At 46.4% G+C, this 10,658-nt stretch carries 19 protein-coding genes; 15 read left to right on the top strand and 4 right to left on the bottom strand.

Annotation, left to right across the window (positions count from 1 at the left end):
• From Q5Y71_RS15820 to Q5Y71_RS15805, 4 genes are all read right to left on the bottom strand, one after another.
• The coding region (locus Q5Y71_RS15820; RefSeq protein ID WP_306043065.1) for a hypothetical protein at positions 1-298 on the bottom strand (298 nt) is incomplete at its 3' end.
• A gap of 5 nt (positions 299-303) precedes the next feature.
• Positions 304-801 carry an HNH endonuclease gene (locus tag Q5Y71_RS15815; RefSeq protein ID WP_306043064.1) on the bottom strand — a complete coding sequence of 166 codons (498 nt, stop codon included), beginning with the start codon at positions 799-801 and terminating at the stop codon, positions 304-306.
• Positions 802-817: 16 nt separating this feature from the next.
• Positions 818-1,549 carry a hypothetical protein gene (locus tag Q5Y71_RS15810; RefSeq protein ID WP_306043063.1) on the bottom strand — a complete coding sequence of 244 codons (732 nt, stop codon included), beginning with the start codon at positions 1,547-1,549 and terminating at the stop codon, positions 818-820.
• A gap of 233 nt (positions 1,550-1,782) precedes the next feature.
• Positions 1,783-2,538 carry a LexA family transcriptional regulator gene (locus tag Q5Y71_RS15805; RefSeq protein ID WP_306043062.1) on the bottom strand — a complete coding sequence of 252 codons (756 nt, stop codon included), beginning with the start codon at positions 2,536-2,538 and terminating at the stop codon, positions 1,783-1,785.
• A gap of 15 nt (positions 2,539-2,553) precedes the next feature.
• On the opposite strand from Q5Y71_RS15805, the gene Q5Y71_RS15800 reads away from it, so the two are divergent.
• The 15 genes from Q5Y71_RS15800 (at position 2,554) to Q5Y71_RS15730 (ending at position 10,610) form a co-directional block, all read left to right on the top strand.
• Positions 2,554-2,769, top strand: a complete 216-nt coding sequence (locus Q5Y71_RS15800; RefSeq protein ID WP_299940497.1) for a Cro/CI family transcriptional regulator — start codon at positions 2,554-2,556, stop codon at positions 2,767-2,769.
• Between the two features lie 126 nt (positions 2,770-2,895).
• Positions 2,896-3,084, top strand: a complete 189-nt coding sequence (locus Q5Y71_RS15795; RefSeq protein ID WP_306043061.1) for a hypothetical protein — start codon at positions 2,896-2,898, stop codon at positions 3,082-3,084.
• A gap of 18 nt (positions 3,085-3,102) precedes the next feature.
• Positions 3,103-3,279 (top strand): hypothetical protein, encoded by a 177-nt coding sequence (locus Q5Y71_RS15790; RefSeq protein WP_306043060.1) that lies wholly within the window; start codon positions 3,103-3,105, stop codon positions 3,277-3,279.
• A 144-nt stretch (positions 3,280-3,423) separates the two neighbouring features.
• A complete protein-coding gene (locus Q5Y71_RS15785) occupies positions 3,424-4,344 on the top strand; it encodes a hypothetical protein (RefSeq protein ID WP_306043059.1) in 921 nt (306 codons plus the stop codon).
• A complete protein-coding gene (locus Q5Y71_RS15780; protein WP_306043058.1) occupies positions 4,295-4,675 on the top strand; it encodes a hypothetical protein in 381 nt (126 codons plus the stop codon). Before Q5Y71_RS15785 ends, Q5Y71_RS15780 begins: the two co-directional genes overlap by 50 nt.
• Positions 4,676-4,680: 5 nt before the next feature.
• Positions 4,681-5,079, top strand: coding sequence for a hypothetical protein (locus Q5Y71_RS15775; protein WP_306043057.1), 399 nt, complete (start codon positions 4,681-4,683; stop codon positions 5,077-5,079).
• A 61-nt stretch (positions 5,080-5,140) separates the two neighbouring features.
• A complete protein-coding gene (locus Q5Y71_RS15770; RefSeq protein ID WP_306043056.1) occupies positions 5,141-5,530 on the top strand; it encodes a hypothetical protein in 390 nt (129 codons plus the stop codon).
• Between the two features lie 381 nt (positions 5,531-5,911).
• Positions 5,912-6,271, top strand: a complete 360-nt coding sequence (locus Q5Y71_RS15765) for a hypothetical protein (protein ID WP_306043055.1) — start codon at positions 5,912-5,914, stop codon at positions 6,269-6,271.
• 75 nt (positions 6,272-6,346) lie between these two features.
• Positions 6,347-6,823: a hypothetical protein gene (locus tag Q5Y71_RS15760; RefSeq protein ID WP_306043053.1), complete on the top strand. Its 477-nt coding sequence runs from the start codon at positions 6,347-6,349 to the stop codon at positions 6,821-6,823.
• 112 nt (positions 6,824-6,935) lie between these two features.
• Positions 6,936-7,289 (top strand): hypothetical protein, encoded by a 354-nt coding sequence (locus Q5Y71_RS15755; protein ID WP_306043052.1) that lies wholly within the window; start codon positions 6,936-6,938, stop codon positions 7,287-7,289.
• A gap of 193 nt (positions 7,290-7,482) precedes the next feature.
• On the top strand, positions 7,483-7,860 hold the full coding sequence (locus Q5Y71_RS15750) for a D-Ala-D-Ala carboxypeptidase family metallohydrolase (RefSeq protein ID WP_306043051.1): 378 nt from the start codon (positions 7,483-7,485) through the stop codon (positions 7,858-7,860).
• A gap of 190 nt (positions 7,861-8,050) precedes the next feature.
• Positions 8,051-8,473, top strand: a complete 423-nt coding sequence (locus Q5Y71_RS15745; RefSeq protein ID WP_306043050.1) for a hypothetical protein — start codon at positions 8,051-8,053, stop codon at positions 8,471-8,473.
• Between the two features lie 992 nt (positions 8,474-9,465).
• Positions 9,466-9,783: a hypothetical protein gene (locus Q5Y71_RS15740; protein WP_306043049.1), complete on the top strand. Its 318-nt coding sequence runs from the start codon at positions 9,466-9,468 to the stop codon at positions 9,781-9,783.
• A gap of 80 nt (positions 9,784-9,863) precedes the next feature.
• Positions 9,864-10,268: a hypothetical protein gene (locus Q5Y71_RS15735; protein ID WP_306043048.1), complete on the top strand. Its 405-nt coding sequence runs from the start codon at positions 9,864-9,866 to the stop codon at positions 10,266-10,268.
• Positions 10,269-10,289: 21 nt separating this feature from the next.
• Complete coding sequence (locus Q5Y71_RS15730) at positions 10,290-10,610, top strand: hypothetical protein (protein ID WP_306043047.1); 321 nt, start codon at positions 10,290-10,292, stop codon at positions 10,608-10,610.
• Positions 10,611-10,658: the final 48 nt, after the last annotated feature.

The following is a 10,658-nucleotide window of genomic DNA, read 5'->3' as shown; positions in this document are numbered from 1 at the left end:
TGACCTCTTCGGTCCAACCAACGTCGTTCAGGGTTGACTGCATGCACTCATGAATGATTGCGTGGGATTCCTGTATCCACTCCCAGCGTCGCAAATCGCCTGCCGGGTAGGGATTTTCCAAGTATCTCCAGCGCTCGTAGGCATTGCGGCAGCGCTCCCGAACAGCTATACAAATCTCGTTCCACCAGTCTGTTTCGCAGCCACGAACTACAGCTATTTTCAGAGTGGGAAATAGATAACTGGCGATGCGAGTTATCCGGACCGTGGCGGTACTTATGCTGGTTTTATTTAGCTGCATGGTTTTTATTCTTCGATTACCAAAACCTTCATCCGCATTTTTTCGCGCAGTCGAACTTTCGTAATTACCGGAAGACTGCCCGCTTCACGATTGCAAGATTCGTGAGCCAATACCAGATTTTCTAATCGGTCCGGGCCACCTTGACTAAGTGCCACCAAGTGTTCTTCAGTGATATCGTCACCAAGTGCAAGGCCACAGTAGAAACACTCATCTCCATCCCGTCTGAAAAGCCGTTTCTTTCTCTTGCTGCCGTAAGTTCGCTGTGTTGGTTTCGTCAATTCTTCCCACTTTTCACATGACAGATGCGCGTTTAAAGCCTCTGTAGCGACTGGACCAGCAACAGAGAAATTCCCTTTACCATTTCGATGGATGACGCCGACGCCTTTAAAGCAGCGGAAGCGAAGCGCCTCATGCTCATTGGTGGACGGCAGAATCTCCGCGCCTTGGTTGGACAGCCACTTAATGAATTTGATGATTCGTTTCTCGGAGAGACACTTGACCATTTTTATGATCTCCTTGTTAGTTCAGAGAATTATTTTCGGCAATACATCCTTTCATACGCGCTGCCTTCTCGAAACGCCAGAAATATTTTTCGGCGATATATCGGGTGGTGGCTAATGCAGCATTGTGAATTAAGTCACCGGCTTCATTGCGGTAGCCAGCTAAGGTTCTTGCAGCCAGCAAGCCCTGACCTGTTGAATCGGAACTCTCTGCCAGCTTTGAGATAAAAGCAGGGATGTGTTTATCGATGAGGTTGTGAGCGAGAGCGGCTTCTTGGCTGAGCTTTCCTGATTCCCGCATCAGGTACATCTCTATGAAGAATGCAACGTTTTCAATTTCGTCTTCGGTGGGTTTGCGCCAAGAGCCTGGCAGCCCTTCGATATACCCGAGCTCTACAGCAAGCGACTCTAGTTCTTCGCGGTACTCTTTGGCCAGCTTAAGGGCGCATTCGTTGGCAAATTCTTGACCAGCACTGGCCCACAGGAGAATGTCACCCATGTGGCTCTTATCGATTTCATCCAGGGCAATCTCCGAGAATCGAGATTCACAGCAGGCCTCCAGGCGAGAACGATCCCGCCATTTCTTAGGGAGGATGTGCTCTAAGAAATATTCCGCAATGCCCCTCTCTATGCGCTTTGCATCTTCGGCAGTTTCTTCTGGCTGGGCGTCTTGATGGCGCTCAAATTCTCTCAGAGCGTCTTCTGCTGGCTTGGTTGAGTTGGTGGTGAATGCTTGTGTATCCAGCTTCATGACGTCTCCTTATATAGAAATACAAGTGAACTTGCATACACAAATAAAACATTTCTTTTCTATTTGCGCAAGCAGACTTGTATATTATTTGCGACCAGATAGCTTGAGTTGGTCACATAAGCAGATGATCAATAAAGCAGCCCTGATAGGGCTTTATTGTGAAGCAGCGAGAAGGGGGGGGTAATCCTGATGGGGATAATTGGTGTTCAGTCAGATATGTTTGTATTGAGGGCTTACCGGAAGTTCTCGAGACGACTGATTACTACTCCGCAGATCTCCCACTTCGCATCAATAGGAATGATAGGTTCAGGCCACTGTGGGTTCAGAGCTTTCAAGAAAAACTCGCCACTATCCGAAATAAACTGTTTAAAGGTTACTTTTTGGTTGTCTAGCCTTCTAGCAATAATGTAATCGCCATTCTTTGGATCTTCCTCTGGGTCAACAATTATTATCTCTCCATGGGTAAACTTGGGCTCCATGCTAGAACCCTCTACCCGAACAGCAAATGTGTACTTTGAGTGTGGGACAGTACACAGAACTGTGGTTTCACCGTCCCCTGGCTGATAGTTATCTATAGCTTCCTCCCAGTGGCCAGCTTGCACGGAAGAAATGAGTGGTACCGCGCCATAGATGTCTGGCCCAATGCTGAGATTATCAGAATTAACGCCTATTTCATCGCGAAGATTAGAAAATTGTTCCCTTTCCCCTTTTCCAGTTGTTAACCACCGAATGTCAACCCCCCATTTGTCGGCAAAGCGAATGATTCTATCCATCTCTATTTTCTGAGTATCGCGCGTATCCCATTGGCGCACAGCCTCATAGCTTACGCCACAGTCTTCCGCCAACTGCCGCCTAATCCGGCGCGTTGGGATGCCCTCATCCACCAAAACTTTTTTCATTCTGTCTATCACATTCATTTGCTCAACATACAAGTTTTCTTGACAAATGGGCTTGCACTTTAAATGCAAGCGTGCTTTTATATTGTTCAATTGGAGGACTTCTCAATGACTGTTGATCAAGTTTTTGACTATTTCGGATCTCGTGGAGCAGTCGCTCGTGCCTTGGGTATCACTTATGAAGCAGTGCGCCAATGGGAATACACGGGGAGTGTACCAATCAGAAGGCAATACGAAATAGAGCGGCTCTCTGGTGGAAAACTTACCCCTGATGTAGCCAAAACTCCCGCGATCAGCTTTACGGCAACGCAAGCCAGCGCCTGACAACAATCAGCATAGCTGGATAGAGCGACACACAAGGCCATCACATAGATTTGTTGAGTAAGGCGACACATGTGGGCTAAAGGCATAGTACAGAAATTAATCAACATAAGGATAAAGGCATCAAGTATGTATGCAGACCCCAAGCACATTAAGGATCGTGAGATCAAATTACGCGTTGATGACGCGACCTACAAACTTATCGAGTCACTAGCAGAGTTCAACAGAACGCAAAAAGCAGTCCTGGTACGTGAGCTTGTTGAAGCACAGTTAGCACTGTTCTCGGATGAGAATAGCAACGAAGGTCAAGCGGCCTGAAGGCCCCGGAGAGGGCCTATGAAAGAACTTAGATCACTTTTGAGCCAAGAGAATATCGAAAAGCTAGAACAACTGGCCAAAAAAAATGGCAAGGCTGCGGAAGATTTCACCGGTGAACTTTTGGTGCGAGAGATAAAGAGACGAAATAAGCCTGGAGTTCCGAAAGGAAATATCCGGGCGTTCAGGAGGCCCTGAATAGGCCCTGAAAGATGGCTGATTATGGCCAAGAAAGCACACCAATCAAAAACAACACCCACAGAGGCAGCCGAGGCATACCGGCACCTTTCAGAGCGACAGTACCAAAACCATTCAAAGCCGCAGACGCGGACGGAGGCAAATGTGGAGTTAACACTCTCCATTAACCAGGCCAAGAGCATCCAGTGGGAGTTGAACCTTCAGCAGGCCACATTGTTCTCTTTCATCCTGAATGCTGCGTATTGGGCGGACAAGCAGGACGGCTACTGGTATCTCAGCAAGGGCAAGATCATCGAGGAGCTGCCCATTCTCTCTGACAAGAGAGACACCATTTACCGATTGGGTACACAGCTGATCCGCAAGGGGTTGATTGAGCGAAAAATCATCAATGGTGGCGATCACTACCGTGTGACCAAGAAGGGTTTCGAGTGGAATAAGGCTGAGGTCGGAAAAAAATCCGAGGTGCCTCGGAAAAATATCCGAGGGTCGGAAAAAAATCCGAGCAAACTCGGAAAAAAATCCGAGGTAAGGTCGGAAAAAAATCCGACGTATCAGTATACCAATCTATCAGTTAACCAAGATCAGAATACAAACACTGGCGATTTGTCGAGTGATCCGCCTCCTGATCAACCCGATCCCATTGAGCAGGAATTTGCCCAACTCTGGAAGATTTACCCTAAGCGAGCCGGTGGCAATCCCAAGGTCGGGGCGCTGAAGACATACCGCACCCTGAGAAAACAATTTCCATTCGAGCCTATCCGCGCTGGCCTTGTGCGTTACGCCAGCTACTGCGCGGCGACTGGTGACACTGGCACCCGGTATGTGAAACAGGCCAAAACCTTCTTTGGCCCTGATCTGCACTGGCAGGACGAATTTCCGCTCCCCAAGCAAGGAAAGCCCCATGAAAACCGTAACTCAGGCCCTGGCAACCGCCTCCAGCAGGAGCACGCACAAATCAACGCCGCGTTCGCTAGAGCCTCGGCACGAGAAGCTGCTGCTGGCCCTGTGGAAGCGCATGACCCAACTGTACGGCCACAAGTGGTCGTCCCAACATGCCCTGTATGACTCCAAAGCCGACAAGGCTGCGGGACGCTACAGCGAGGATTTCATGCTGTGGGCGAAGAAGACCCAAGGGCTGAGTGAAATCGCATGGCACCGAGGGATGAAATACGTTGAGCAGAGAAATCAGGAAGCTGCGCGGCAGGGCGATATCGACAGCTGGCCACCCAACTATGCGGAGTTTGTTGGTATGTGCCAACCGACACCGGGATCGCAAATGTACCGGAAGTTTGAGCCCCAGAAACTGCCAGATAAGGCCGCACAGGAACGCTCAAAGGTCGTTGGACGCCAGACCTTGGACAGCCTGAAATCCCTGTTTACGGAAGCGGCAGAGTAAATCGAATGCGCACTCTGGAATTCACCTTGCCCCAGGCGACGCCATCCAACAACCAGTTACTTCGGATGCACTGGAGAAAGCGCAGGGCGGTGAAAAAGCAGCTGGCCATGGAAGTAGCGGCAGCTCTGGTGAGAAGCGGTCAACGTCGACCCAATGAGCCCCTGGCACAGGTTTATATCGAGATTGAGCGCGGTTCTGCCGGTGAACTGGACGATGACAACCTGCAGGGTGGCACAAAGCTGCTGATCGATGTGCTGGAGAAGCCCAGCCGGACCAATCCCCACGGCCTGGGCCTGATTGAGAACGATAACAACCAGTGCGTAGTTAAGCGCCGAGTCACCCAGGCGCCGGCCAAACGCGGCCAGGGCTACACCCGAGTACTGATTGCGGAGGTGCTGGAGTGAGCCGGGTCGAGCTGCCTAAGAGATTCCGACAATTTGTTGGTTAATCGAGATAGGGAAAAAGATGGTCAATGAAATCAGCATTCGCGAGCGCTTGTGGGAGTGGTCCAGGGCCTATCCTGAACGTGCAGGGGACTCGGTGAGCTGGCCCCGTATGGCGGCATTTGGCCGAAGGATGCTATCGGGATGCAGAGAGAGTCCGGTACCGATAGATTACGACAGGGCAGCCCTCACGGATGCTGCAGTATTGGCTTACCTGAATGTGATTGCCAGGCGCCAGGACAAGGAGAAGGCCGCGCTGGAGAGGAAGGTTTTTTGGTTGCGGTATTACTACCGGTGGGAGATGCGGGATGTGTGCAGAAAGGTTGGCCAAAGCAAAAGTTGGGTAATTAATATGTGCAAAGTCATCGAGGGAACGGTGGAGGCCCTTTATTTGGCAGAGAATGCCGCATAACTGTATTTAAATACAGTTGTTGGCTATTGACAGTGTACACGTCTACACACTAATCTGAGCTAAGCTGTCGCGAAGTATGCGCAGCGGGACCATACCCCCCTTTGAAAGCCCCGTCTGGTTAAGCCAGCGGGGTTTTTTTATGGCTGTAAATCGAGTATGGACTCTTCGTGATGCAATTGGGACGAGGTGTTGATTTCCGCCAAGGCTGTCGTATACTAAAATGCGATAAAACTCAGTTCGATTGGAGTGGAGTGGGATTTGAGCTTGATTGTAAAGCCTGCCAAGCTTACTACCAGATGTATGAGCGGGCATTAATTGCTAAAGCAAACTATGAGATATAAGAGCATAATTAGGTCAGTAATCTTACTTGCCCTAGTGGTTATGGCCTATTACGTAGGTGAGAATCGTGGATTTAAGAGAGGAATAGAGATAACGGCAGTTTATTCAATTTCTGGAAACTCAGTAGATCAAGCCAATGCGCTAGCTCTTGTCCTGGGCTTTGCTCGGCTCGGGCAGGATGAAAAGATGTATGAATGGGGAGATAAATTCATACTCGATAGGATGAAGACATATAGTGAGATTCAAAGTTCTCTGCCAGAAGGTGTGGTCTCTAATTTGAATGTCGAAGAGCGGGAATTCTTGGATGGTATGATAGATTCTAAGCCAGCTAATGCAACGATATTTTATATTTATACTTACCTGACTAAGCCTGGTTCGGATGCCAAAAGTAGAGGCAATTGAAAAGTATAGATATAGCGATGGCGCTTTTGCTAAATTGCAGACTTATTTACACTTTGTGTGCTAAGTGGAAATTTTATGATGAAAATTAAATATTTTATTTTCCTTGCTTTTCTTTTTCCTCACGCCACTAATGCTTGCTCCCAAATTCTTCCTAAAATAATACCACCTGTAACACCTGATGGTGAGTTCACTTACATCTACCCACCTACTAAAGGCGAAGATTTTGCTCAAAAAATAAAGGAGATAAGGAACCGTGCAGTAGTTGTAGTATACATTGATCACCATTATCAATCTTATCCTTATGGTGCACAAACTGAATTTAAAGTGTTGCATGGTTGGGGGGATCCGCAGCCAAAGATTAATGTTATAATTAGAAAAGAGAATGGCTGTGGAAAGGTTCAGCCGCTAAAAATTAATTCCTGGTATTTGGCTCTCTTTGTTGATCTTAATTACAACCCTATGCTTATTCCCTATGATCAAGTTAAGGATCTTGTCGAATTAAAAGGAAAGCCAAATTATGCTCATACTTCAATTGGTTTGCTGCCAAGATAGATGAAGAAAATAGCTGCGCTGAGTATTTGTTTTTATCCGGATAGAAGGAGTCTGGATAATGCTAGTGATCGTTATATGATTCGTTACCACAACGAAGCTGGATTCGGATTTTATGAAAGATGCTGGTGTAGGCCTTGAAATAATTCGGAATCGATCGAATGAGATACAGGTAAAAATCGATGTAAGTTACAATTTTGCTATTTCTTTTCAAAAGACATGGTATACCATTAAATTTTCTGAGGAAGAATTTAGAAACTTTCAAAATTGTTTGAGGGATGGCGTTGTATCCTGGCATGGTCATTCATCGATCTTGGGGGCTCAAAAAATTTATATAACAAAACAAAATCATCCAAATAATTACAGAAACGTTCGTATGTATCGCCGCTTTTTTATACTGGGAGTAAGTGTAGTTCCTGTGGCACTCTCGCAAGAGATTGTCCGAGGAATTCTAGAGGCAAAAGTATAACCAGTTTCTGTAGTTGATGTCCCTCTTTGTACATTTCTGTATGAGCGTTTTGTGTCCGATTTTGCGAAAACAAGGTGTTGTTGATTTTTGTCAATAGCATTGCTGGCTGATTGTTATTAACAATTAAGATATCGAACCTTTAGAATTCAACCTTAGCCTGCCCCGTGTGGACTTTTTTGTATCTGGTAATTCCATGTTTGAAAACGACTACTTCACGAAAGCGGAGCTGTCCTGCCGTTGCTGCGGGAAAATTCACTTCTCGGACGACACGCTGCGCCGGTTGATCAGTGTCAGGGAGCGGTTCAACAAGCCGATGGTGATCACCTCCGGTTATCGCTGCCGGGACCACTGCGCCAAGATCGGCTCCACCATGACACACACTACCGGGCAGGCTGTGGATGTATCAGTTTCTGGTGGGCATGCCTATGAGCTTCTGGGGCTCGCGCTGGAGGAAGGCTTTACCGGCATTGGGGTGAAGCAGAAGGGTGCCCACAAGGGCCGATTCCTGCACCTGGATGATCTTGAATCTGTACCGGGTGAGCGTATCAGGCCCACAACCTGGAGCTACTGAGGGGAGGGCATATGAAGGGGCTCACCGTTAGGGCTGGAGATGCCCAGGGAAACAAAGTGAACCTGCGTAAGATCTCCCTATAACTGTATGATTTTAATAAGGATTTTCTGTATTTGGCGCAGAATTGATTTCGAAGACATAATCAGGATAATAGTGGTCACGGTAGCTACTGTATTAATATTAAATTTACATGAACTTCGGAACATATTTTCGCATAGCGCTATTCTTTCCATATTTAATTGGAGCTATAGCTGCAGTACTAGCGTTTACAACGGAATTTGGCGTAAAGAACGGATTGGTCTTCTTTACCGTATTTTCAATCGTATTCGCTGGAATCCCTTATGCAGTATTTGTGGCCTTTGCGTTTGCGTGGTCTAAGCAACGATCCGACAGTAAAATTAAAAAGGTAATGTGGTTTGCGCCGTTGCTGTTTTTGCCGCTATTGATAATCGTGCCTTTTATCAGCGGTTCACCCGGCAGCTTTCTCCAGGCAATGGCATCAATAGCCATACTATGGAGTTTTGCACTAGCTTATGGGTATGCCTATGTATTGCTTACCTATGGTGGGTGGGTACTTATTAAAAAACTAGGGTTGGGCTGTGAAAAAATCTAAAAAAATATGTGTTCGCTCACTTCGTGGACGTTAAGTGGTAGTTATGACGGAACAAGAATTAGCATTTTTAATAGTAGGGGTGGCGGCCTTTCTATGTGTGGCTACTATCGTTTACAAAAAGCAGTCGCAACCATGCGATAAGTGTGGGGGCAAAATGGCTCTTACGAAACTTGGAGATCCAATGGGTGCAAACGTAAAGCCAAAGGTCACAATATCCTTGTATCTAGGGCCAAGGAAGTACAAAGAAACCTGGCAATGCAAATCCTGTGGTAAGCAAAGCGTTGTGAACTACTGGGGCGGATAGTACATTCTGGGCTCAGTACTAATTGGGAAAAGGCGTGTTTCTAGCCCGCCCTCCCCACACCACCATTCAACGACCCAAACCGGCCCCTGAGCCGGTTTTTTACTCTGGAGAGGGTGATCGTATTTTGTACGATTGTGCCAAATCTGTGTAACTAACTGTTTTGATGTGGATTGTGGGTTAACGGCGCAGAATTGATTCCGGGGCAGTAATCAGGATAATAGTGACCATGGTGATTAGTGTATAAATGTTAAGTGTATGAATTTAGAAAATCATATAGCCCTAATAATTTCCTGTGTGCTTTGGGTGATAGCAGCTTCGCTGTCACTCTTTGTATTTTGGCCGTTAGTTGCCATCATCTCGGTGTGCGTGGGTTATTTTCTCTCTGGCCGCGTACGACTTAGTACATATAAATCACTTCTAACTAATGCTATAGCTTCACTCGTTTTAACGTTTGGAATTTTCGTTCTTCTCGGACTGATTGGCTATATCGAAAGTTATTGGCAAGAAATGCTCTATTTGGTAGGAACGACCCAGATCATAGCATTTTATACAGGCGGGGCTATTTTAATTTGGAGGCAGCGTGGGCACGGCAATACTTAACAAACGCCGGTACAATTGAAGGGAGTGACGCAGAATTGCTTCCGAGGTAGTAATCAGGATAATAGTGGTCACGGCGACCACTATATAAATGTTAACTGTAGATGAAGTTATGAAGGAAAATGAACGAGCCAAACAGCTTCTCACCCAAAAAGAGAAGGGAGTTACTCTTGCAACTTCAATGTCAGCGATGAAGAGGAAGCTTACCTATAGAAGCATAATGCTTGTAGCTGCTTGTTTATGTTACTGGTTTTACGGGGGTAGTTTATTTATTTTAGCTATAGGTATGCTTGTGGGAGTGACAATGCAGGACTTTGGATGGTTACGTGTAATAGAGAAAACTTGGCCATTTACTGTGAAAATAACCGATTGGGAAAAAGTAAAGCGAATTGCAGAAGAGCACGATTAATAAGCAGTGGCACCGACGGGCCGCAAGCGGCCTGGGCTCATTACTGCGTACTTCTTCTGTGCGCTGGGCGTTAAATATCTATGATTAAGATTGAAAAATATTTAATGCTTATGGTTATTATGGGGGCCGCCATGCTGTGTTCAGCATTGTACATACGACCTCCCAGCATATTCGATCTTCCGCGCTATTTGGATATTTTTCTAAACCTCAAGAGCTACTTTGCTCAAGGGTTTCTTTCTGGGATGCTGGGCTTTGTTCTTGCAAAGCAATTTGGCGTTTCCAAATACTCTGTCATGAACATTGGCATAATTATTTCCGTTCTGGTTTTGGCTTTGAATAGTATTAGAGTACAAGCTGTGGATTTATACTATGTACAATATTCAGTATTGCCATTAGTCGTTGGTATTGCAGGTGGAATCACTGTAGCTGAATATGTGCAACATTTAACAAGTTTAGGAACCCGACGCCTACGGCGCAGAAGCTAAAAACGTTATGAGTAAGTCAAGATGAATAGTACTTTCCATACGATAGCATTGTGGTCTCTATTTTTAGGGTTGTTGATTATGCTTGCCGCTGGTGTAAGTGCGTTCCGTAAATTTAGAAGCTTCGATTCGTTGCTAATACTTGTTGGCAGTATAATTACTATATTGGCTTACACATCAATCCAGCTTGGTATCCCTAGCTATCCCTCAGGTATAGAGCTTGCAGAGGAAAGCTATATTTTAAAGCGCGCTTTGTTTTCAGGCCTCTTGCAAGTGGCCTTGGGCGTAGGCCATCTCCTAATAGCGGTAGGTGTTTTTAAACTGGTTCAGAGGAAAAATACATAATTGGGTAAAGGTGGGTTTCTAGCCCGCCCTCCCCACCACTGTGCAACC

The organism is Microbulbifer sp. 2205BS26-8, assembly GCF_030731025.1.
In the GTDB taxonomy this organism is placed as follows: domain Bacteria; phylum Pseudomonadota; class Gammaproteobacteria; order Pseudomonadales; family Cellvibrionaceae; genus Microbulbifer; species Microbulbifer spongiae.
This window is presented reverse-complemented; position numbering and strand designations above follow the sequence as displayed.